23 protein-coding genes and 1 other annotated feature are annotated in these 21,551 nt (G+C 54.2%); of the genes, 10 read left to right on the top strand and 13 right to left on the bottom strand.

Annotated features, from left to right (window positions below):
- Window positions 1-379 precede the first annotated feature (379 nt).
- The 3 genes from clpB to rluD all read right to left on the bottom strand — a co-directional run bounded on the left by clpB (window position 380) and on the right by rluD (window position 4,791).
- Window positions 380-2,953: an ATP-dependent chaperone ClpB gene (gene clpB, locus KIF87_RS09365; RefSeq protein WP_213328577.1), complete on the bottom strand. Its 2,574-nt coding sequence runs from the start codon at window positions 2,951-2,953 to the stop codon at window positions 380-382.
- A 129-nt stretch (window positions 2,954-3,082) separates the two neighbouring features.
- Complete coding sequence (yfiH, locus tag KIF87_RS09370) at window positions 3,083-3,814, bottom strand: purine nucleoside phosphorylase YfiH (protein WP_213328578.1); 732 nt, start codon at window positions 3,812-3,814, stop codon at window positions 3,083-3,085.
- Window positions 3,811-4,791 carry a 23S rRNA pseudouridine(1911/1915/1917) synthase RluD gene (gene rluD, locus KIF87_RS09375; protein WP_023333072.1) on the bottom strand — a complete coding sequence of 327 codons (981 nt, stop codon included), beginning with the start codon at window positions 4,789-4,791 and terminating at the stop codon, window positions 3,811-3,813. Before rluD ends, yfiH begins: the two co-directional genes overlap by 4 nt.
- Window positions 4,792-4,922: 131 nt before the next feature.
- On the opposite strand from rluD, the gene bamD reads away from it, so the two are divergent.
- From bamD to pheA, 4 genes are all read left to right on the top strand, one after another.
- Window positions 4,923-5,660 carry an outer membrane protein assembly factor BamD gene (bamD, locus tag KIF87_RS09380; protein WP_063144127.1) on the top strand — a complete coding sequence of 246 codons (738 nt, stop codon included), beginning with the start codon at window positions 4,923-4,925 and terminating at the stop codon, window positions 5,658-5,660.
- A 268-nt stretch (window positions 5,661-5,928) separates the two neighbouring features.
- A complete protein-coding gene (gene raiA, locus KIF87_RS09385; RefSeq protein WP_003863162.1) occupies window positions 5,929-6,270 on the top strand; it encodes a ribosome-associated translation inhibitor RaiA in 342 nt (113 codons plus the stop codon).
- Between the two features lie 110 nt (window positions 6,271-6,380).
- Window positions 6,381-6,506: a sequence feature (Phe leader region), on the top strand.
- Window positions 6,382-6,429 carry a pheA operon leader peptide PheL gene (pheL, locus tag KIF87_RS09390; RefSeq protein WP_100249759.1) on the top strand — a complete coding sequence of 16 codons (48 nt, stop codon included), beginning with the start codon at window positions 6,382-6,384 and terminating at the stop codon, window positions 6,427-6,429. Its footprint overlaps the feature before it by 48 nt.
- Window positions 6,507-6,536: 30 nt before the next feature.
- Entirely contained in the window at window positions 6,537-7,697 is a 1,161-nt protein-coding gene (gene pheA / locus KIF87_RS09395) for a bifunctional chorismate mutase/prephenate dehydratase (RefSeq protein WP_063144128.1), read from the top strand.
- Here the strand turns inward: pheA and KIF87_RS09400 are convergent.
- From KIF87_RS09400 to aroF, 3 genes are read right to left on the bottom strand one after another with little or no spacing between them, the layout of a single operon-like run.
- Entirely contained in the window at window positions 7,694-8,566 is an 873-nt protein-coding gene (locus KIF87_RS09400) for an SMP-30/gluconolactonase/LRE family protein (protein ID WP_213328579.1), read from the bottom strand. The genes pheA and KIF87_RS09400 overlap by 4 nt on opposite strands.
- 60 nt (window positions 8,567-8,626) lie before the next feature.
- On the bottom strand, window positions 8,627-9,748 hold the full coding sequence (gene tyrA, locus KIF87_RS09405) for a bifunctional chorismate mutase/prephenate dehydrogenase (RefSeq protein WP_121424407.1): 1,122 nt from the start codon (window positions 9,746-9,748) through the stop codon (window positions 8,627-8,629).
- A gap of 10 nt (window positions 9,749-9,758) precedes the next feature.
- The gene (aroF, locus tag KIF87_RS09410) at window positions 9,759-10,829 is read right to left on the bottom strand and encodes a 3-deoxy-7-phosphoheptulonate synthase AroF (RefSeq protein WP_213328580.1); all 1,071 of its coding nucleotides are present in this window, start codon (window positions 10,827-10,829) and stop codon (window positions 9,759-9,761) included.
- Between the two features lie 213 nt (window positions 10,830-11,042).
- On the opposite strand from aroF, the gene KIF87_RS09415 reads away from it, so the two are divergent.
- The 4 genes from KIF87_RS09415 (at window position 11,043) to KIF87_RS09430 (ending at window position 13,818) form a co-directional block, all read left to right on the top strand.
- Window positions 11,043-11,417, top strand: a complete 375-nt coding sequence (locus KIF87_RS09415) for a DUF2799 domain-containing protein (RefSeq protein ID WP_213328581.1) — start codon at window positions 11,043-11,045, stop codon at window positions 11,415-11,417.
- Between the two features lie 138 nt (window positions 11,418-11,555).
- On the top strand, window positions 11,556-12,107 hold the full coding sequence (yfiR, locus tag KIF87_RS09420; RefSeq protein ID WP_228057921.1) for a regulatory sequestration protein YfiR: 552 nt from the start codon (window positions 11,556-11,558) through the stop codon (window positions 12,105-12,107).
- The gene (gene dgcN, locus KIF87_RS09425) at window positions 12,100-13,320 is read left to right on the top strand and encodes a diguanylate cyclase DgcN/YfiN (RefSeq protein WP_213328582.1); all 1,221 of its coding nucleotides are present in this window, start codon (window positions 12,100-12,102) and stop codon (window positions 13,318-13,320) included. Before yfiR ends, dgcN begins: the two co-directional genes overlap by 8 nt.
- A gap of 12 nt (window positions 13,321-13,332) precedes the next feature.
- Window positions 13,333-13,818: an OmpA family protein gene (locus KIF87_RS09430; protein WP_213328583.1), complete on the top strand. Its 486-nt coding sequence runs from the start codon at window positions 13,333-13,335 to the stop codon at window positions 13,816-13,818.
- Window positions 13,819-13,820: 2 nt separating this feature from the next.
- Here the strand turns inward: KIF87_RS09430 and KIF87_RS09435 are convergent, their stop codons facing one another.
- The 7 genes from KIF87_RS09435 to ffh form a co-directional block, all read right to left on the bottom strand.
- Window positions 13,821-15,191 (bottom strand): PepSY-associated TM helix domain-containing protein, encoded by a 1,371-nt coding sequence (locus KIF87_RS09435; protein ID WP_213328584.1) that lies wholly within the window; start codon window positions 15,189-15,191, stop codon window positions 13,821-13,823.
- 39 nt (window positions 15,192-15,230) lie between these two features.
- The gene (locus tag KIF87_RS09440) at window positions 15,231-15,635 is read right to left on the bottom strand and encodes a DUF2946 domain-containing protein (RefSeq protein ID WP_213328585.1); all 405 of its coding nucleotides are present in this window, start codon (window positions 15,633-15,635) and stop codon (window positions 15,231-15,233) included.
- A gap of 132 nt (window positions 15,636-15,767) precedes the next feature.
- The gene (rplS, locus tag KIF87_RS09445; protein WP_002914145.1) at window positions 15,768-16,115 is read right to left on the bottom strand and encodes a 50S ribosomal protein L19; all 348 of its coding nucleotides are present in this window, start codon (window positions 16,113-16,115) and stop codon (window positions 15,768-15,770) included.
- Window positions 16,116-16,158: 43 nt separating this feature from the next.
- The gene (gene trmD / locus KIF87_RS09450) at window positions 16,159-16,926 is read right to left on the bottom strand and encodes a tRNA (guanosine(37)-N1)-methyltransferase TrmD (protein WP_014832949.1); all 768 of its coding nucleotides are present in this window, start codon (window positions 16,924-16,926) and stop codon (window positions 16,159-16,161) included.
- A 31-nt stretch (window positions 16,927-16,957) separates the two neighbouring features.
- Window positions 16,958-17,497: a ribosome maturation factor RimM gene (gene rimM / locus KIF87_RS09455; RefSeq protein ID WP_029741020.1), complete on the bottom strand. Its 540-nt coding sequence runs from the start codon at window positions 17,495-17,497 to the stop codon at window positions 16,958-16,960.
- A 15-nt stretch (window positions 17,498-17,512) separates the two neighbouring features.
- On the bottom strand, window positions 17,513-17,761 hold the full coding sequence (rpsP, locus tag KIF87_RS09460) for a 30S ribosomal protein S16 (RefSeq protein WP_003863133.1): 249 nt from the start codon (window positions 17,759-17,761) through the stop codon (window positions 17,513-17,515).
- A 136-nt stretch (window positions 17,762-17,897) separates the two neighbouring features.
- Window positions 17,898-19,259 carry a signal recognition particle protein gene (gene ffh / locus KIF87_RS09465; protein WP_014884878.1) on the bottom strand — a complete coding sequence of 454 codons (1,362 nt, stop codon included), beginning with the start codon at window positions 19,257-19,259 and terminating at the stop codon, window positions 17,898-17,900.
- A 166-nt stretch (window positions 19,260-19,425) separates the two neighbouring features.
- Between ffh and KIF87_RS09470 the strand changes: the two genes are divergently transcribed.
- Entirely contained in the window at window positions 19,426-20,217 is a 792-nt protein-coding gene (locus KIF87_RS09470) for a cytochrome C assembly family protein (protein WP_014884879.1), read from the top strand.
- 18 nt (window positions 20,218-20,235) lie between these two features.
- Window positions 20,236-21,522: an HlyC/CorC family transporter gene (locus tag KIF87_RS09475; RefSeq protein WP_032640969.1), complete on the top strand. Its 1,287-nt coding sequence runs from the start codon at window positions 20,236-20,238 to the stop codon at window positions 21,520-21,522.
- The last annotated feature ends 29 nt before the right edge of the window (window positions 21,523-21,551 follow it).

The raw sequence follows: 21,551 nt of genomic DNA on the forward strand, positions 1-21,551 counted from the left end.
AGAGACTTGGTATTCATTTATTGTCCGAAGACATTAAGAATCCATGTCACTTTGAGTGCCCACACAGATTGTCTGATAAATTGTTAAAGAGCAGTGCAACGCGGCTTTCGCTCACCGTTGCGAGGTGGCGTATATTACGCTTTCCTCTTTCAGAGTCAAGCGTTTATTTTCGCTTTTCTCTGTTGACCCGGCGGCGTGTGTGCCGTTGTTCCGTGTCAGTGGAGGCGCATTATAGGGAGTAATTCCGAACCTGCAAGGATTAAGTGAAATTTATTTACTGACCGCTCACTTTCCAGGCAAAACTAACTCCAGACCTCAATTTTCGCCTGGTTTTTAAACAAAAACGAGCCGCAAGCGGCTCGTTTTTGCGTTTTGTGACTTACTGCACTGCCACAATACGATCGTCGTTGGCTTCCAGACGAATAACTTTGCCTGGAATCAACTCTCCGGAGAGGATCTGCTGCGCCAGCGGGTTTTCGATCTGCTGCTGGATAGCACGTTTTAATGGACGCGCACCGTACACCGGATCGTAACCATTCTCGCTCAGCAGCTTCAGCGCATCGTCGGAGATGTGAATTTCATACCCACGCTCTTCCAGACGTTTGTACAGACGCTGCAGCTGGATCTGCGCAATCGACGCAATGTGTTTCTCACCCAGAGGATGGAAGACCACTACTTCATCAATACGGTTGATGAACTCCGGACGGAAGCTATGGCTGACCACACCGAGTACCAGATCCTTCATATGACCGTAATCCAGTTCGCCGAAACGTTCCTGAATCAAATCGGAACCCAGGTTCGAGGTCATGATGACAACCGTATTACGGAAGTCGACCGTTCTCCCTTGCCCGTCGGTCAGACGACCATCGTCCAGCACCTGAAGCAGGATGTTGAACACATCCGGGTGCGCTTTTTCCACCTCATCCAGCAGGATGACGGAATAAGGGCGACGGCGAACCGCTTCCGTCAGATAGCCACCTTCTTCATAACCAACGTATCCCGGAGGCGCACCGACCAGACGTGAGACGGAGTGTTTCTCCATAAACTCGGACATATCGATACGCACCATCGCATCGTCGCTGTCGAACATAAAGTTAGCCAGCGCTTTACACAGCTCGGTTTTACCGACACCCGTCGGCCCCAGGAACAGGAACGAACCAATCGGACGGTTTGGATCGGACAGCCCCGCTCGGCTACGGCGAATAGCGTTCGATACCGCCTCAACCGCTTCGTTCTGACCAATCACCCGATTGTGGAGATCTTGCTCCATGCGCAACAGTTTTTCACGCTCGCCTTCCAGCATGCGCGCCACCGGAATACCGGTCCAGCGAGCAAGCACTTCCGCGATTTCTGCATCCGTCACCTTATTACGTAACAGACGCATCGTTTTCCCTTCTGACTGCGTCGCTATCTCAAGCTGTTTTTCCAGCTCAGGAATTTTGCCGTACTGCAGTTCAGACATCCGCGCCAGATCGCCGACGCGACGCGCCTGCTCAATGGCAATTTTTGCCTGTTCGAGTTCAGCTTTGATGGTCTGAGTGCCGGAAAGGGATGCTTTCTCGGCTTTCCACTCTTCTTCCAGCTCAGAATACTGGCGCTCTTTATCGTCCAGTTCTTCATTGAGCATATCCAGGCGTTTCTTACTGGCTTCATCAGACTCTTTCTTCAGCGCCTGCTGTTCCAGCTTGAGCTGAATGATGCGTCGGTCGAGCCGGTCCAGCTCTTCCGGTTTCGAGTCAATCTGCATACGAATGCTTGAAGCCGCTTCATCAATCAGGTCGATCGCTTTATCCGGCAGCTGACGGTCAGCGATATAACGATGAGAAAGCGTCGCCGCCGCAACGATGGCCGGGTCAGTGATCTGCACGTGGTGGTGCAGTTCATAGCGCTCTTTCAGACCACGCAGGATCGCGATGGTATCTTCAACGCTTGGCTCAGCAACAAACACTTTCTGGAAGCGACGTTCCAGCGCAGCATCTTTCTCAATGTACTGACGATACTCATCAAGCGTAGTGGCGCCGACGCAGTGAAGTTCACCGCGCGCCAGAGCAGGTTTCAGCATGTTCCCGGCATCCATCGCGCCGTCCGCTTTACCCGCACCAACCATGGTGTGCAGTTCGTCGATAAACAGGATAACGTTGCCTTCCTGTTTCGCCAGGTCGTTAAGCACGCCTTTGAGACGCTCTTCGAACTCGCCGCGGTATTTCGCACCGGCCACCAGCGCGCCCATGTCCAGCGCCAGTACGCGACGGCCTTTCAGGCCTTCCGGCACTTCACCGTTGACGATACGCTGCGCCAGCCCTTCAACAATGGCGGTTTTACCGACACCCGGTTCACCAATCAGCACCGGGTTGTTCTTGGTACGACGCTGCAGTACCTGAATCGTACGGCGGATTTCTTCATCACGGCCGATAACCGGGTCAAGTTTGCCCTGCTCAGCACGCTCGGTCAGATCGACCGTAAATTTCTTCAAAGCCTGACGTTGGTCTTCGGCTCCCTGATCGTTCACGCTTTCACCTCCGCGCATTTTCTCAATCGCCTGAGTCACATTGGCGGTGGTCGCGCCGGCAGATTTCAGCAGGTCGGTCAAGGTACCGCGTGATTCAAGCGCCGCCAGAACAAACAGCTCTGACGAAATAAAGTTGTCCCCACGTTTTTGCGCCAGCTTGTCGCAAAGGTTCAGCACGCGTACCAGATCCTGTGACGGCTGAACATCGCCGCCGGTACCTTCTACCTGCGGCAAACGGCTCAGCGCCTGATCGATAGCGGTGCGTAACTGGCCAGCATTAATGCCAGCGGACGTTAATAAAGGACGTACCGATCCCCCTTCCTGATTCAGCAAGGCGCTCATTAAATGAAGAGGTTCGATAAATTGGTTGTCGTGCCCCAGTGCGAGGGACTGGGCATCGGCGAGAGCAAGCTGGAATTTATTAGTAAGACGATCCAGACGCATAACTCCTCCCATAACAGGTCAAATTTGCTACTGGAGATTAAATGAGGTCATCCCTCAATTATTCAAGGTTAATGACCTGAATTATGTGAAAAGAAAACGGCACGTACCGGATCGTCTTGATTCTTTAGGTTATATCAGCCAAATGAAACTTGCCATACGTCCCGTGGTCTTGTCGCGGCGATAGGAGAAAAAATCACCCTTTTCGGTGAATGTGCAGCGATCGCCGCCGAAGATCTGCGACACGCCGACGTTATTCAGGCGCTGGCGGGCGAGCTGGTAAATATCGGCCAGATATTTCTCCCCCGAAGGCAGGAAGGCTTCCACCGCTTGCGGATCTTTTTCCATAAAGGCTTCGCGAACCTCTGGCCCCACTTCAAAAGCGCGAGGACCAATGGCCGGGCCAAGCCAGGCCATAATATTGGCGGGCTCATCGTTAAAGCAGGCGACTGTTTCTTCGAGCACGCCTTCACACAGACCACGCCAGCCCGCGTGTGCTGCTGCCACCTCGGTACCTGCACGGTTACAGAACAGAACCGGCAGACAATCAGCGGTCATCACGGCACAAACGGTTCCCGGAGTATTACTGTAAGAAGCATCAGCGCGTTTAGAAGCATAGGGTTCCCCCGTCAACTTCAGCACCGCGTTACCATGAACCTGTTCCAGCCAGACCGGTTTCGACGGCAAGTTCCCCGCAGCAAACAGACGCCTGCGGTTCTCTTCAACGTGTTCCAGGTTGTCGCCACAGTGCGCACCGAGGTTTAAAGACTCCCACGCGCCCTGGCTAACACCGCCAATACGGGTTGAACTACAGGCAGCCACGCCTGCAGGCAATGGCCACTCCGGGACAATCAGTTTGGTCATAACCAGTCCACTTGATCCTTATGTTCTTCGAAATCAGCACGCATGGCGTCAATAAGGTCCACCATATCCTGCGGGATAGGCGCGTGCCACTCCATCTGAATACCGGTGATAGGGTGATAAAGACGCAGCATGGTCGCGTGCAGCGCCTGACGATCGAATTTTCGCAATACGCTGATGAACTCATCCGATGCGCCTTTAGGCGGACGCGGACGACCACCATAGACCTGATCCCCCACCAGCGGATGGGTAATGTGGGCCATATGCACGCGGATCTGGTGAGTACGCCCGGTTTCCAGACGCAGACGCAGGCGCGTATGAATACGGAAGTGTTCCATAATGCGATAGTGTGTCACCGCCGGTTTACCCATCGGATGCACCGACATATGGGTACGTTTAGTTGGGTGACGGCTGATTGGCTCTTCCACCGTTCCGCCAGAGGTCATATGCCCAATGGCTACCGCTTCATACTCGCGGGTGATTTCGCGCAGCTGCAGCGATTCCACCAGACGGGTCTGAGCAGGAACAGTCTTCGCCACCACCATCAAACCGGTGGTGTCTTTATCCAGACGGTGCACAATGCCCGCGCGCGGGACATCCACGATCGGCGGATAGTAATGGAGAAGTGCGTTAAGTACCGTACCGTCAGGATTTCCCGCACCCGGATGAACAACCAGGTCGCGCGGCTTGTTGATCACCAGAATGTCATCATCTTCATAGACGATGTCCAGTGGGATATCCTGCGGCTCGAAGCGGATTTCCTCTTCGATTTCAGCATTGATGGCGACAGCTTCCCCACCTAACACTTTCTCTTTTGGTTTGTCCCAGATCTTGCCGTTTACCAGCACGCGCTGGTCAAGGATCCATTCTTTTATGCGTGAACGCGAATAATCAGGGAACAATTCGGCCAAAGCCTGATCTAAGCGTTGACCGAGCTGATTTTCGGAGACTGTTGCGGTGAGTTCTACTCGTTGTGCCATAAACTGCTTCTTCGTTTAACGTTGGGTTTTACGGCTTTGCCGTTTAATATAGTGTGCTATTGTAGCTGGTCTTAATCGGGAGCAGGAACAGAGTTTCTCCCGGACAAACATTTGAGGAAAGTCAAAACGTCATGACGCGCATGAAATATCTGGTGGCAGCGGCCACGTTGAGCCTGGCTTTGGTGGGCTGCTCCGGTTCAAATGAACAGGTCCCTGACAATCCGCCGAATGAAATCTATGCGACTGCACAACAAAAGTTGCAGGACGGTAACTGGAAACAGGCGATAACGCAACTGGAAGCGTTGGATAATCGCTATCCATTTGGTCCGTATTCGCAGCAGGTACAGTTAGATCTCATCTATGCATACTATAAAAATGCCGATCTGCCGCTGGCTCAGGCAACCATCGATCGTTTCATACGTCTGAACCCGACTCATCCTAACATTGACTATGTGATGTACATGCGCGGCCTCACCAACATGGCGCTGGACGACAGTGCGCTGCAGGGCTTCTTCGGCGTGGATCGTTCCGACCGTGACCCGCAGCATGCGCGTGATGCCTTCAATGACTTCTCCAAGCTGGTGCGCGGCTATCCGAACAGTCAGTACGTGACCGACGCCACCAAGCGTCTGGTGTTCCTGAAAGATCGTCTGGCGAAATATGAATACTCCGTGGCGGAATACTATACCCGCCGTGGCGCATGGGTTGCCGTGGTTAACCGCGTAGAAGGTATGCTGCGTGATTATCCGGATACTCAGGCAACGCGCGACGGCCTGAAGCTGATGGAGAACGCTTACCGTCAGATGCAGATGACCGCTCAGGCTGAAAAAGTGGCGAAAATCATCGCCGCGAACAGCAGCAACACCTGATTTTGCCTCAATGCAAAACGGCAGCCCTAAGGCTGCCGTTTTTTTATTCATTTTAGAGCGTCGCCGAAGCGCGTTAGCCTCAACACATCCAGTCAACTATGGCCCCAATTTTTGCCTTCGACAAGGTAAATCTCACCTCTTCCTGCCCTGCCTCACAAAAAAGATTCCCTGACAAAAACCGACAAAATAACGTGATCTAAATCACACATTTTGACATTAGGTCGGGTATGCTGGAATCACCAAGACGGAAAGACAAGAGGTAAAATTTATGACAATGAACATTACCAGTAAACAAATGGAAATTACTCCGGCAATCCGCCAGCACGTCGCAGACCGTCTCGCCAAACTGGATAAATGGCAAACTCATTTGATTAATCCACATATCATCCTGTCCAAGGAGCCGCAGGGTTTCATCGCTGACGCAACTATCAATACTCCAAACGGCCATCTGGTCGCCAGCGCAAAACACGAGGATATGTACACCGCTATTAACGATTTGATCAACAAGCTGGAACGGCAGCTCAATAAAGTGCAACACAAAGGTGAAGCCCGTCGCGCCGCAACATCGGTGAAAGACGCCAGCTTCGCGGAAGAAGTTGAAGAAGAGTAATCCTTTAAATTGAGTGTACCGCCAACGCGCCTTCGGGCGCGTTTTTTGTTTTTTATTGACAGGGTGAAAACAGTACGGGTACTTTAACGGTATCAATCACAGGATGACTTTATGAAACTTACGCCGTTCTTCTTCGCATTCTTTTTTACCTTCCCCTGACTGGGAGGCGTTTCGTCGTGTGATAAAGAATGCGAAGACGAACAACAAGGCCTCCCACAGCGGGAGGCCTTTTTTATTGATAACGATAAAATGAGACAGGCAACACTATGACACCGGAAAACCCGTTACTGGATCTGCGCGTAAAAATCAGCGCGCTGGACGAGAAATTACTGGCGCTGCTGGCCGAACGCCGCGCGCTCGCCGTCGAAGTGGGCAAAGCCAAGCTGGACTCCCATCGCCCGGTCCGTGATATCGACCGCGAGCGCGATCTGCTGGAGCGTCTGATCCAGCTCGGTAAAGCGCATCACCTCGATGCCCACTACATCACCCGGTTGTTCCAGCTCATCATCGAAGACTCTGTTCTCACCCAGCAAGCGTTACTCCAGCAGCATCTGAATAAAACCAATCCGCACTCTGCGCGTATCGCCTTCCTCGGGCCGAAAGGCTCTTATTCTCACCTGGCCGCGCGACAGTATGCCGCACGCCATTTTGAAGAGTTTATCGAGAGCGGCTGTGCGAAGTTTGCCGACATATTTAATCAGGTTGAGACCGGCCAGGCGGATTACGCCGTGGTGCCGATTGAAAACACCAGCTCCGGCGCCATCAACGACGTTTACGATTTGCTGCAGCACACCAGCCTGTCGCTGGTTGGCGAGCTGACGATCCCTATCGATCACTGCGTGCTGGTCTCCGGCTCAACGGATTTAAGCAAAATTGAGACGGTCTACAGTCATCCACAGCCGTTCCAGCAGTGCAGCCAGTTCCTGAACCGCTATCCGAACTGGAAAATTGAGTACACCGAAAGCACCTCGGCGGCGATGGAAAAAGTGGCGCAGGCTAACTCCCCAACCGTCGCTGCGCTCGGCAGCGAAGCCGGCGGCGCGCTGTATGGTTTACAGGTACTGGAACGCAATCTGGCAAACCAGACGCAAAACATCACCCGTTTCGTGGTGCTGGCGCGTAAAGCTATTGATGTTTCGGATCAGGTTCCAGCTAAAACGACTCTGCTGATGGCCACCGGCCAACAGGCCGGTGCGCTGGTTGAAGCCCTGCTGGTACTGCGTAATCACAATCTGATCATGACGAAGCTGGAATCACGTCCGATCCACGGTAATCCGTGGGAAGAGATGTTCTATCTTGATATCCAGGCCAACCTGGAATCTGCATCCATGCAGAAAGCCCTGCGCGAACTGGGCGAGATCACGCGCTCCATGAAGGTGCTGGGCTGCTATCCGAGCGAGAACGTGGTCCCGGTTGACCCGGCTTAACGTTCGATAAAGCGGCTTTTCTTCATCCCTGCCACGCTCACGGGCAGGGTGAAGATGGCGCCGGAGAGCGGATACTTCGCCACCTCCTCCACGTCCATATTTTCCCGCGTGGTGGTAATAAACAGCGTTTTCATGTCATCGCCGCCAAAACAGACCATCGTCGGGCAACGTACCGGCATGCGATATTCTTCCAGTTGCTCCCCTTGCGGAGAAAAACGCGCAATACGCCAGCCGTCAAACAGCGCGCTCCAGTAGCAGCCTTCCACATCCATGGCCGCGCCGTCCGGTATCCCTTCGCCGTCTTTAAACTGACGAAACATCTCACGCCTGCCGGGTTCGCCCTGCTCGTCAAGCGGCGTGCGGTAAATAACGCCGTTTGGCGTGTCTGAGGTAAACATCCACCGCTTGTCCGGGCTAAACGCTAAGCCGTTGTGCCCGTGAATATCGCACTGGATCACCTTCGGCGTCAGGTCGTTGTCGATGCGCATCAGCAACGCGCCGTTGTAATCTCCCGGCCCCCAAAAGGTGCCCGCATAGAACCGTCCCTGACGATCGGTGCCGCCGTCGTTAAAACGTGCGAGCTGCGGGTTAGAGGGGTTATCACACACCTTGCGGCGCAGCAGGCCGTGTTTATCGGTCAGCCAGATACCCGTTCGCATCGCAACGATAAAACCACCCTGCTCGCGCAGAGCAAAACAGCCCACCTCCTCATGGAAAGAGAGCACGGTGTGTTCTGCCGTCGACAGATGGTAGCGGTGGATCTCCCCTTCCAGAATATCAGCCCAGTAGAGCGCGTGCTCTTCTGCGCTCCACGTCGGGCATTCAGGCAGATGCCCGGTATAATTCAACAGCAGCTGCGGTTCGGCCATGACAGTTCCCCAAAATAAAAAAAGCCAGCATTGCTGGCTTTCAGTATATACATCATCGCATTACTGGCGACTGTCATTTGCCTGGCGCAACAGCGTTCGGCTCTCACTCTGGAAACGCTGCGCGTAATCGCCAAACCAGTGCTCGACCTTGCGGAAGCTGTCGATAAACGCCTGCTTGTCTCCGTGCTCCAGCAGCGTAATGGCTTCACCAAAGCGCTGATAGTAGCGCTTGATGAGCGCAAGGTTGTTCTCGGAGGACATAATAATGTCCGCGTAAAGCTGCGGATCCTGAGCAAACAGGCGCCCGACCATTGCCAGCTCCAGACGATAGATAGGTGAAGAGAGTGCCAGCAGCTGTTCAAGCTGCACGTTCTCTTCCGCCAGATGCAGACCGTAGGCAAACGTCGCAAAGTGACGCAGCGCCTGAATGAACGCCATGTTCTGATCGTGCTCGACCGCGCTGATGCGGTGCAGTCGCGCACCCCATACCTGAATCTGTTCCAGGAACCACTGGTAGGCTTCCGGCTGACGACCGTCGCAGTAAACCACCACCTGCTTAGCCAGGCTGCCGCTGTCCGGGCCAAACATCGGGTGCAGACCCAGCACCGGGCCAGTATGCGCAGCCAGCATGGCCTGCAGCGGACCATTTTTGACGGAGGCCAGATCCACCAGGATGCAGTCTTTCGGTAAAGGAGGCAGCTTTTCGATGATCTGCTCCGTCACGTGGATCGGCACGCTGACGATAACCATCCCGGCATCTTTCATGAGTTCCGGGGCATGCCCCCAGTCCTCTTTTTCCAGAATGCGCACCTGATAGCCAGAAAGCGTCAGCATTTTTTCAAACAGACGCCCCATCTGCCCTGCACCGCCGACAATCACTACCGGCCGCAGGGACGGACAGAGGGTTTTAAAGCCCTTGTCGTTTTCGCTGGAATAGGATTCCCGCATCACGCGACGCAGAACATCTTCAATCAAATCCGGTGAAACGCCCAGCGCCTGGGCCTCTTTACGACGGGAGGCCAGCATTGAGGCTTCGCGCTCCGGGACGTAAATCGGCAGGCCGTATTTGCTTTTCACCTCACCGACTTCGGCAACCAGCGCCATGCGGCGCGCCAGCAGGTCCAGCAGCGCCTTATCCACTTCATCAATTTGATCGCGCAGTGCGGTCAATTCAGCAACCATAAAAAACCTCTTAAGCCAGACGCGTCGCCAGCGGGCCGTTCAAATCTTTGTGGATCTCACGCAGCAGCGCATCGGTCGTCTCCCAGCTGATGCAGGCATCCGTCACGGAGACGCCGTGCTTCATTGCGCTACGCGGTTGTTCCGATGACTGATTGCCTTCATGAATGTTGCTCTCAATCATCAGTCCGATAATCGAACGGTTGCCATCTTTGATCTGTGCGATCACGGATTCCGCAACCGCAGGCTGGCGACGGTAATCTTTATTTGAATTACCATGACTGCAATCTACCATCAGTGCCGGGCGCAGTCCCGCCTGCTCCATCTCTTTTTCACACTGCGCCACGTCCGCCGGGCTGTAGTTAGGCGCTTTCCCGCCGCGCAGGATCACATGGCCGTCCGGGTTGCCCTGCGTTTGCAGGAGGCAGACCTGGCCTGCCTGGTTAATACCGACGAAACGGTGCGGCATGGCGGCAGCGCGCATGGCGTTGATCGCCGTCGCCAGGCTGCCATCGGTACCGTTTTTAAAGCCAACCGGCATCGACAGGCCAGACGCCATCTCGCGGTGGGTTTGCGATTCCGTGGTACGCGCACCAATCGCGGACCAGCTGAACAGATCGCCCAGGTACTGCGGGCTGTTTGGATCCAGCGCTTCGGTTGCCAGCGGCAGCCCCATGCTAACCAGCTCCACCAGCAGGCGACGCGCAATCTTCAGGCCTGCTTCCACATCAAACGAGCCATCCATGTGCGGATCGTTAATCAACCCTTTCCAGCCGACGGTAGTACGTGGCTTCTCAAAATAGACGCGCATCACCAGATAGAGGCTATCGCTGACCTCCTCCGCTAATGCTTTAAATCGACGAGCGTACTCAATGGCGGTTTCAGGATCGTGAATGGAGCAAGGCCCGCATACCACCAGCAGGCGCGGATCGCGGCCGGCGATAATGTCAGAAATGGTCTGGCGAGAGTGCTCGATCTGAGCCTCCTGCGCGACGCTCAGCGGAAATTCCGCTTTCAGCTGATCCGGAGTGATTAAAACCTGTTCGTCAGTGATATGTACGTTGTTCAGCGCGTCTTTTTGCATGATGGCGATCCTGTAAAGCTCGTTTGCGATAGTTGTTTTCCTCAATGAGGTGAAACCACGATACCATAAAAAGTAAACATTTCAATCCAAAATACGTACACTTTACTTTACACAAGCCAATTTATTGCAAAAAACAGCCGATAAAACCGTAAACTTTAAATTACACACAGATTTTCTTTAGCCAGGCTATGCTGAAGAAAAAGGAGAATAGCTATGCGTTCAATTGCTCTCGCGCTGTTGTCGCTGTTTTTAACGGGCTGTCAGATCAATCCTTATACTTTCCATCCCGACTGGACCAGCCCATCCTGGTTTGATGCCGGTAAAGAAGACGCCATGAATGGCCTGCCGGTTAAAGATAACCAGGCCCTGGCCGATAGTTTTAACGACACACACGTTGATCGTAGCGAATATCTTCGCGGCTATGCCGATGGCCAGAAGAAAGTCTGCGAAGAAGGGTTTATGCATGCCTGGGGATTAGCAGGAAAATCTTTCCCTGCCAGCTGCGATACTGCCGAAAACGCGGCAAAACTGCGTGCGTCATGGCAGAAAGGGATGGATGAAAGTATGCAATCCAGCAGGCTGAATTAAGGCTATTTTTATCCACCGGAAAATAACCAACTGTAGGATTTAGCTTAGGTCGGCCTTAGGCTATTTCTGACATAATGACGGCTCTGATAAACAATGGTATTCTGCCCGCAACTCTTAAGGACATCTATTTCCGGAGCGATGTGGCGGATTCTGGTGAGAAATTTATTCTTGATCTCTTTTTTCCGACTCACTCTGGTGTTAATGCTGTTCCTTATGGTGGGCCCTGCGGCGGCAGGCACGCTTACGGAAACGGATAAATCGGTACGCTCGATTGTCTCAGGCATTGTGAGCTATACGCGATGGCCGTCACTTTCCGGCCAGCCTAAACTCTGCGTCTACGCCACTTCTCACTATACGCACGCCCTCAGCGGCGATGAGGGGCATAGCGAGTTACCTTATACTCCCGTTATTGTTCGTAACGATCGGGAAGCCCTGGCCGCGACGTGCGATGCGATTTATTTCGGGTCTGAATCACCGGCAAAACAACTTGAATTAATAAGTCAATATCAGGGCAGAGCATTGCTATTAATCTCAGAGCAAAATCCGGAATGTGTAATTGGCAGTGCCTTTTGCCTGATAATCGATCGCGGCCAGGTACGGTTCTCCGTCAACCTGGATGCATTGACGCGCAGTGGCGTAAGAGTCAATCCGGATGTATTAATGCTTGCCCGGAATAAGCAGCATGGATAAAGATTTCACTTCAACGCCGCGTCCGACGTTTAAAAGAACGTTAAGGCGAAACAGCATGATAAGCGTCATCATCACGATGACGTTAATATGGCTGTTGCTCTGTTTTGCTTCCGTCGTAACCTTAAAACAATACGCGCAAAAGAATCTCGAACTAACCGGCGCCACAATGAGCCACAGCCTGGAAGCCTCTCTGGTGTTCAACGATTCCCTGGCGGCCAACGAAACGCTCGCAGCCCTGGGCAAACAGGGCCAGTTTGCCCAGGCCGAGGTTATCAACGCGCATAAAAAGCGGTTTGCCTACTGGTCCTGGAACCCGGAAGATAACAACGACACGCTGGGCGCGCTGGTCAGCCGCTGGCTTTTCCCCGTACCGGTTGCGCAGCCCATCATGCATAACGGTGCAACGATCGGCGAAATTCGCCTTACCGCGCGCGACAGCCTGATCAGCCATTTCATCTGGATGTCGTTTGCCGTGCTTACCGGCTGCATTCTTTTTGCTACCGCCGTCGCGCTCGCCATTACCCAGTCTTTGCATCACGGCATGGTCACGGCCCTGCAAAACATTACCGACGTCGTGCATGACGTTCGTACTAACCGCAACTTCTCCCGCCGGGTGAAAGACGGGCGTATCGAAGAGTTTCACCAGTTTGGTGAAGACTTCAACAGCCTTCTGGATGAGATGGAAGAGTGGCAGCTGAAGCTCCAGGCGAAAAACGCCCAGCTGTTGCGTACCGCCATGCACGACCCGCTCACCGGTCTTGCCAACCGCGCTGCGTTTCGTAACAGCATTGCTGCCTTAATGAACGACCCTTCTGCCAAAATGAACTCGGCCCTGCTCTTCCTCGACGGTGATAATTTTAAGTTTATTAACGACACCTGGGGACATGCGGCAGGAGACTGCGTGCTGATTGAAGTCGCCAGCAGGATGATGGAGTTTGGCGACAAGCGTCACCAGGCATACCGGCTTGGCGGTGACGAATTCGCCATGGTGCTGTACGGCGTGCACTCTGAGCTTGAGGTTCAACACATTTGCGCTGCGCTTTCGCAGCAGTTTATCCGTCCGTTTGATCTTCATAACGGACAAAAGGCATCGATGTCACTCAGCATTGGCTTTGCTCTGGCGTGGGAAAATGCTTCCGTGGAAGCGTTACTGGAGAGGGCTGACCGCAATATGTACCAGGTGAAAAACCAGCGTACGAAAACAATAAGTTAGAAAGGATACACTATGTTAAAACGTTACTTCGCGCCGATAGTACTGGCCTCACTGGTTCTGGCAGGCTGTCAGTCGCCGCCGGAAGGCAAATTCACTCCTGAGCAAATTGCGGCGATGAAGTCTTACGGTTTTAACGAACTGAACGGTGACTGGTCACTCGGCATGTCGGACACCATCCTGTTTGATAAAAATGACGCCAGACTGCGATCGGAAAGTGAAACACAGATCCAATCCATGGCCTCCCGCCTGGCGGAAACCGGCCTGAACCACGCGCGAATGGACGGTCACACGGATAATTACGGTGAAGAAAGCTACAACGAAGCGCTGTCGTTAAAACGCGCCAACGCCGTGGCCGATGCCTGGGCGAAGGGGGCAAATATCCCGCGCAGCAATCTCACCACGCAGGGATTAGGTCAAAAATACCCGGTTGCGAGCAACAGTACCCCGCAAGGGCGCGCTGAAAACCGCCGCGTCGCAGTGGTTATCAGCACGCCATAGGGTTATTTAGCGGATGGTTCGGCGAGCGTCACCCTGGTTGCCGCTCGCCAGCGCAGCCAGTCCACCAGAACAAACAGCGTCAGGCTCGCGCCCATGACCGGCAAGGCCAGCCCCAGCAGTACGCTGATTATCACCGTAACCCCTCTCCCCCACCCTGACAGCGCCAGCCAGCTCTGACTAAGCGTCTGCACCGGATCCACGGCCGACTGTGCCGGACGGCGCATCCACCACATCCGGTAACCCCAGATGATGAGCACGCACAGGGCGAGACCGAACGCCACGAGCAGCAGCTGATTCACCAGCCCGAATAAGATCCCCATATGGAAATCTACGCCCCAGCGGGTTAGTTTTGCCATTAGCGGGAAATCCTCGAATCGGGTTCTGTCCAGGACCTGCATCGTAGAAGGATCAACCGCAACGGCATCGACCTGGGTCGGCCAGCTGCGATCGATTTCCGTCACGGTCCAGGCGCGATCCGCCGTTTTCGCCGGGCGGATCTCCAGCCTGTTGGCATCAATCCCTGCGTTACGCGCCGCGTTTAACACCCCTTCAAACTGCGTCAAATCCATCGCCATTTCCGGCATCATCATTCCGCCGCGATGGCCACGGTGTTCGGCATGTTCATCCACGATCTCATGTTGGCCGGAAAGCGTCGTGTTCACCTGCGGGGTCAGCCAGTTCATCTCAGCCCGCAGCCTGTCAACGTTCCCACCAGCCCACTGGGACCAGGTCAGACCGGTTGCCGAGAACAGCAGCATTCCGCCCAGAAGACTCCAGCCCAGCGTCACGTGCAGGCGACGTCGATTCTGGAAGCGATTATTGATCCGCCGTTTGGGGCGGGTATAAAACCACAGTGCAACACCGCCCAGCGCGGCAATCCACATCCAGGAGGCCGCAAGCTCACTGTAGAGTCGCCCCACGTCCCCCAGCATCAGAGAGGTATGCAGGTAATCAATGGTCTGACGCAGCGGTAAAATCCCGCTGGTGCCGTATACCGTCATATCCCCCAGCACCGTCAGGCTTACCGGATCAATAAAAATAGACCTGTTCTCCGATGGCCCAAGCGCCGGGTCAGCAAACATCACGCGGGTGGTTTCACCTTCAGCCAGCCCCGGACGCACGGCGTGCAAACGCACATCCGATCCAACGGTTTTTTCCGCCACGGCAATTTGTTCCGCCAGCGGCTGCGGCACGCCCACGGAATCCGTGTGGAGCGCGTGCCGGTAGAGCGCATTCTCCAGCTGCGGGGTCGCCACATACAGCGTACCGGTCAGCGCGGCAAAGAAGATAAACGGGCCGACAAACAGCCCAACGTAGAAATGGAGGCGACGCAGCAGGTTTCCCCATGCCGCGCGCGGAGTGCAGGTAGTCATACTTTTCCTTTTTAAGGCAGTAAGTTATCGATTTATTTTTTAAAGGGAAAAAGCAGACTGCCGCGGCGGCGCGCGGGTATCAGGATAAAGCCAGGGGAAAAAGTGCCAGTGACTGACCGCCTGGCGCGGCGGCTTAACGCGAAGCCTCTGCAGCACCACGCTGAGCAGGACGATCAGCGCCAGCATCACGCCAGGGACGTGCGCTAACAGCACGCAGTAGCCGCACGCTTCCGCATGGTCGACAGGCATCGTGTGCGGCATATCGCCGTGATGCTCATCCATCGACATCATGCTCATGTCATGATGCATGGCTGGCATCGCGCTCATGGGATCTTTCTGCAACGAGACGGAGATAAGCGGCGCTACCACGATCAGCAGGATCGCAAACAGCGCGGTCAATGCCGCTGCGCATTTCCGGTTAGGCTGATGCAGTACCTTATCCACGTCCCCTCCACTCAAGAGGCAAGCATTGTAAATGATTTATGACAAAAGGGTTAACGTGAGAAATGCGCAGGGATAAAAAAAGGGCCGGCCTTTCGGCCAGCCCTTTCTAACAGGATGTCGCTTAAGCGAATCTTAGTTCAGACGCTCTTTAATACGAGCAGACTTACCAGTACGCTCACGCAGGTAGTACAGTTTAGCTTTACGTACAGCACCACGACGTTTAACAGCAATGCTGTCAACTACCGGAGAGTGAGTCTGGAAGACACGCTCAACGCCTTCGCCGTTGGAAATTTTACGAACAGTGAATGCAGAGTGCAGACCGCGGTTACGAATAGCGATAACCACGCCCTCGAATGCCTGCAGACGTTTTTTGGAACCTTCAACAACCCATACTTTCACTTCCACGGTGTCACCTGGACGGAAGGAAGGTACGTCCTGCTTCATCTGCTCTTGTTCAAGTTGCTTAATAATGTTGCTCATAATTTAATCTCTTATCCTGGGTAAACTGATATTCGGGAGCGTATTACGCATTCCCATCATGTTCATGCTGCTGGTGCGCGTGTTCAGTTTTGAACTCGGCCAGCAACTTTGCTTGCTCTTCAGTCAGAGCCAGGTTTTCCAGAAGTTCAGGTCTTCTAAGCCAGGTTCGGCCCAGCGACTGCTTCAAACGCCAGCGACGTATCTCGGCATGGTTTCCAGACAGTAACACTGCCGGTACTTCCATCCCTTCTAACACTTCAGGACGAGTATAGTGTGGACAGTCCAGCAACCCATCGGCAAAGGAATCTTCCGTTGCCGAAGCTTCATGGCCCAGAACCCCCGGAATGAACCGGGCGACGGAGTCAATCAGCGTCATTGCGGGTAACTCACCACCGCTGAGAACGTAATCGCCGATAGACCATTCTTCGTCAATCTCGGTTTGAATTACGCGCTCATCTATTCCTTCGTAGCGCCCACAGACCAGAATCAGCTTTTGATTCGTCGCCAGTTCGCTCACGCCCGCTTGATCAAGCTTGCGTCCCTGAGGTGACAGATAAATCACCTTTGCGCCTTCACCTGCCGCGGCTTTTGCTGTGTGAATAGCGTCCCGTAAGGGTTGCACCATCATTAGCATCCCCGGTCCGCCGCCGTAAGGACGATCGTCCACGGTACGGTGCCGGTCATGAGTAAAGTCACGAGGACTCCAGCTCTGGATGCTCAGCAGGCCATTCTTTACTGCCCGGCCAGTTACCCCGTAATCGGTAATCGCGCGGAACATTTCAGGAAACAGGCTAATTATGCCAATCCACATAGCGCCGTCTTTTACCGTTTATCCGGAGAATTTAAAAACCAGGATCCCAATCTACTTCAATGGTTTGAGTAGTGAGATCGACTTTCTTGATAACCTGTCCATCGAGGAACGGAACCAACCGCTCCTTGATGCCAAATGCATCTTTCAGGTTTGCCTTAATGACGAGAACGTCATTTGACCCGGTTTCCATCATATCGATGACTTTCCCCAGGCTGTAGCCTTCGGTAGTGACTACCTGGCAACCCATAAGGTCTTTCCAGTAGTAGTCGCCCTCTTCCAGCTGTGGCAACTGCGACGAATCCACGACAATTTCACAATTAGTCAGCGCATTCGCGGCATCACGATCGTCAACGCCTTTCAGCTTGATGATGATGTCCTGATTGTGGTGACGCCAGCTTTCCAGCTCGACCTCTTCCCACTTACCGCCTTTCTGGATAAACCAGGGCTGGTAATCAAAAATGCTATCAGCGTCTTCAGTGGAGGAAAACACTCTGAGCCAACCACGGATACCGTAGCAAGAACCCATTTTTCCCAATACGATCGGTTCAACAGGTGCTTTATTGCTCATCATGACCACCGTGACAGATTAAGCTGCTTTGTTTGCTGCTTTGATCAGCGTAGCAACGCGATCGGAAACAGTAGCGCCCTGGCCAACCCAGTGAGCGATACGATCCAGATCCAGACGAGTTTCTTCTTCTGCGCCAGCGGCCAGTGGGTTGAAGAAACCAACGCGCTCGATGAAGCGACCGTTGCGTGCATTACGGCTGTCAGTCACAACAACCTGGTAGAACGGACGCTTTTTAGCGCCGTGACGAGCTAAACGAATAGTAACCATAACATCCTCTTGTGTGAATAAAACAACCGGGCCCCATCGAGGAACGGAGCCCGGGTGTCATATTAAAAGCCCGAAAATTTTACTGATTTTTGGGGAAAATGCAATCAGCATCTTGATACTGAGCACGAAACACGGTTTATCGGCCAGGGAATCCTGGGGGCATCATCCCTTTCATTCCGCGCATCATCTTCGCCATGCCGCCTTTCTTCATTTTCTTCATCATGCGCTGCATGTCGTCGAATTGTTTCAGAAGGCGGTTAACGTCCTGCACCTGCATGCCGCAACCGGCTGCGATACGGCGTTTACGGGAACCTTTGATGATGTCCGGGTTAGCGCGTTCTTTAAGGGTCATCGAGTTGATGATCGCCTCCATACGCACCAGCACCTTGTCATCCATCTGCGCTTTCACGTTGTCAGGGATCTGGCCCATGCCCGGCAGTTTGCCCATCAGGCTGGCCATGCCGCCCATGTTTTTCATCTGACGCAACTGCTCAAGGAAGTCGGTGAGATCGAAACCGTCGCCTTTTTTCAGCTTGCTGGCCAGCTTCTCGGCCTGCGCGCGGTCAACCTTGCTCTCGATATCTTCGATCAGCGACAGCACGTCGCCCATGCCGAGGATACGGGAGGCAATACGATCCGGGTGGAACGGCTCCAGCGCTTCCGTCTTCTCGCCCACGCCGAGGAATTTAATCGGCTTACCGGTGATGTGACGAATGGAGAGCGCCGCACCGCCGCGGGCGTCACCGTCCACTTTGGTCAGCACCACGCCGGTTAACGGCAGCGCTTCGTTAAACGCTTTCGCGGTATTCGCCGCATCCTGACCGGTCATGGCGTCGACAACGAACAGGGTCTCTACCGGGTTGATAGAGGCATGCACCTGCTTGATCTCGTCCATCATCGCTTCGTCAACGTGCAGACGACCGGCGGTATCCACCAGCAGCACGTCGTAGAATTTCAGCTTCGCTTCTTTCAGCGCCGCGTTAACGATGTCGACAGGCTTCTGCGCCACGTCGGACGGGAAGAAATCTACGCCGACCTGCTCGGCCAGGGTTTCCAGCTGTTTGATCGCCGCCGGGCGATAGACGTCCGCAGAGACCACGAGCACTTTCTTCTTGTGCTTTTCACGCAGGAACTTACCCAGCTTACCGACGCTGGTCGTTTTACCCGCACCCTGCAGGCCCGCCATCAGCACCACGGCCGGCGGCTGAGCCGCCAGGTTAAGCACCTGGTTCTCTTCGCCCATCGCCGAAACCAGTTCATTACGAACGATTTTGACGAACTCCTGACCCGGGGTCAGGCTTTTGTTAACTTCATGACCAACCGCCTTCTCTTTTACGCGGTTGATAAAATCACGAACAACCGGCAACGCAACGTCTGCTTCCAGCAGCGCCATGCGCACTTCGCGCAGCGTTTCCTTGATGTTCTCTTCAGTAAGGCGTCCGCGGCCGCTGATGTTGCGCAGCGTGCGCGACAAACGATCGGTTAAATTATCAAACATTGTCTCTCGCCTGAGTAGAAACGTTGGGCCGCCATGGGCGACACATACACAGAATTTTGCCGGAGTATAACATGAAGGCGCCTTTGTTGTTATGCAACGGTTGGAGCAGGCGTCACGTAACGTTATACTGCTTCTCTTTCTTATTAAGACAACTGTCGATGCCTATATGCCTGTTTTCGCACTGATCGCCCTTGTTGCCTACTCTGTCAGCCTCGCGCTGATCGTTCCCGGACTGCTGCAAAAAAACAGCGGCTGGCGGCGCATGGCTATTCTTTCCGCGGTGATCGCACTGATTAGCCACGCGTTTGCGCTGGAATCACGCATCATTCCCGGCGACGGCAGCGTGCAAAACCTGAGCGTCCTCAACGTCGGCTCGCTGGTCAGCCTGATGATCTGTACGGTAATGACCATCGTCGCGTCTAAAAATCGCGGCTGGCTGCTGCTGCCGATTGTCTATACCTTCGCGCTGATCAATCTGGCTCTCGCCACCTTTATGCCTAATGAATTCATTACGCATCTTGAGGCCACCCCGGGGATGCTGGTGCATATCGGCCTGTCGCTCTTTGCCTACGCGACGCTGATCATCGCCGCGCTTTACGCCATGCAGCTCGCCTGGATTGACTACCAGCTGAAAAACAAAAAGCTGGCGTTTAACCACGAGATGCCGCCGCTGATGGTCATTGAGCGTAAGATGTTCCACATCACCCAGGTGGGCGTGGTGCTGCTGACGCTGACGCTCTGCACGGGCCTGTTTTACATGAAGAACCTGTTCAGCGTGGAGAACATCGATAAAGCGGTGCTCTCCATCATCGCGTGGTTTGTCTATATTGTCCTGTTATGGGGCCATTATCATGAAGGCTGGCGCGGTCGCCGCGTGGTCTGGTTCAACGTAGCGGGCGCAGGCATTCTTACTCTTGCCTATTTTGGCAGCCGCTTCATACAGCAATTTGCTGGCTAAGAAACAAAGGAGTTCCCCCTGGAACACATCTCCACCACCACGCTGATCGTTACGCTGATCGTCATGGTGGTCATTTCCGCCTATTTCTCCGGCTCGGAAACCGGCATGATGACCTTAAACCGCTACCGGTTACGTCATCGCGCTAAGCAGGGTAACCGTGCCGCACGTCGCGTTGAAAAACTGCTCCGCAAGCCGGATCGCCTGATAAGCCTGGTGCTCATCGGCAACAACCTTGTCAACATTCTGGCCTCCGCCCTCGGCACTATTGTCGGGATGCGCCTGTACGGCAACGCCGGGGTGGCGATTGCCACCGGCGTGCTGACGTTCGTGGTGCTGGTGTTTGCCGAAGTGCTGCCGAAAACCATCGCCGCGCTTTACCCTGAGAAAGTCGCCTACCCGAGCAGCTTCCTGCTGGCACCGCTGCTGATCCTGATGATGCCGCTGGTCTGGCTGCTAAACATGGTGACGCGCGTACTGATGCGGATGGTGGGGATCAAAGCCGATGTCACCATCAGCAGCGCGCTCAGCAAAGAAGAGCTTCGCACCATCGTGCATGAATCCCGTTCGCAGATCTCCCGACGCAATCAGGACATGCTCCTGTCGGTGCTGGATCTGGAAAAGGTGAGCGTAAACGACATCATGGTGCCGCGTAACGAAATCGTCGGTATCGACATCAATGACGACTGGAAAGCCATCGTTCGCCAGCTGACGCACTCCCCGCACGGGCGCATTGTGCTCTATCGCGACTCGCTGGATGACGCCATCAGCATGCTGCGCGTGCGCGAAGCCTACCGTCTGATGACCGAGAAAAAAGAGTTCACCAAAGAGGTGATGCTGCGCGCCGCCGACGAGATTTACTACGTGCCGGAAGGGACCCCGCTCAGCACGCAGCTGGTGAAATTCCAGCGCAACAAGAAGAAAGTAGGCCTGGTGGTCAATGAGTACGGCGATATTCAGGGGCTGGTGACGGTCGAAGATATTCTGGAAGAGATTGTCGGGGACTTTACCACGTCAATGTCGCCTTCCCTCGCGGAAGAGGTTACCCCGCAAAACGACGGCTCGGTGCTGATTGACGGTAGCGCGAACATTCGTGAACTCAACAAAGCCTTTAACTGGCATTTGCCGGAAGATGAGGCTCGAACCATTAACGGGATGATTCTGGAAGCGCTGGAAGAGATACCGGCGGCGGGCACGCGGGTACGCATTGAGCAGTACGATATTGATATCCTGGACGTGCAGGACAATATGATTAAGCAGGTTAAAGTCCTGCCCGTGAAACCGCTGCGCGAGAGTATCGCTGAGTAAGGCTGTAGGCCGGGTGAGGCGAACGCCGC

Source organism: Enterobacter sp. 120016 (assembly GCF_018383635.1).
Lineage (GTDB): Bacteria > Pseudomonadota > Gammaproteobacteria > Enterobacterales > Enterobacteriaceae > Enterobacter > Enterobacter asburiae_D.